Source organism: Oleiphilus sp. HI0043, from assembly GCF_001634935.1.
The window spans coordinates 1-932 of record NZ_LWEY01000494.1; the positions used below are offsets into that span (position 1 = coordinate 1).

Sequence of the window (932 nt, forward strand, 5' to 3'; positions counted from 1 at the left end):
CAAGTGAAAAGCACGAATATATGGAAATCGAGCGTCGCCTTGAATTGGCTAGTCTTGAGCCGATCGAAGAGAATAATCCAGGCTTAGCGGCTGCTCTGAATATTCTACCTGGTTTTGGTAATGTTTACTTGGAGCAGTGGGGCGCATTTATTGGTAACTTGCTATTATGGCCGGTTTCAGTGGTGTGGGGTGCTCCTCAAGCCTATATCGATGCAAAAACGCTTAACAAACAGGAAACATTGTACTTTTACAAGCATGGCTTGGGCAAAGACGAGCTAGCGCAGAAAGAAGGAATGGCTAAGTAATTACTTAGTTATAATCTGGCCAGGCATGCTGGCCAGATTACCTATAGATCTCTTCTAAAAACCAATGTCTCCATCATCCTGAATACTAAGACGATCAGTTGTTGCTGATAGTTGGTTAGGCGATGAGGCGTCTGCCCCCAGCTTTATCATCAAACGTAAATCGTTCGCTGAATCTGCATAGGCGAGCGCATCTTCATAAGTAACATCTCCAGCTGAATACAGGTCGTACAGGGCCTGATCAAAGGTCTGCATACCAATATCTCGCGATTTGGTCATTATTTCCTTCAACTTATGAATTTCTTTTTTGCGGATGAGGTCTGCACATAAAGGCGTGTTGAGTAGCACTTCGATACAGGCTCGGCGGCCTTTACCATCGGGCGTTGGAATCAATTGCTGGGCAACAATTGCCTTTAGGTTTAGGGATAAATCCATCCATATCTGGTTTTGCTGTTCAGGCGGGAAAAAGTTAATGATCCGGTCGAGTGCTTGGTTAGCGTTATTAGCGTGTAGTGTTGCCAAGCATAGGTGTCCAGTCTCGGCAAAGGTGACCGCGTAATCCATCGTCTCCTTACTACGAATCTCACCAATCATGATAACGTCTGGTGCCTGCCTCAAGGTGTTCTTAAG

At 45.4% G+C, this 932-nt stretch carries 2 protein-coding genes; one reads left to right on the forward strand and one right to left on the reverse strand.

Annotated elements, in window-relative coordinates:
• Nucleotides 1–305: hypothetical protein (locus A3729_RS06170; RefSeq protein ID WP_231877359.1), on the forward strand; the 305-nt coding region annotated here is incomplete at its 5' end.
• Nucleotides 306–359: 54 nt separating this feature from the next.
• Here A3729_RS06170 and A3729_RS06175 read toward each other — a convergent pair.
• The coding region (locus tag A3729_RS06175) for an ATPase, T2SS/T4P/T4SS family (protein ID WP_197475619.1) at nucleotides 360–932 on the reverse strand (573 nt) is incomplete at its 5' end.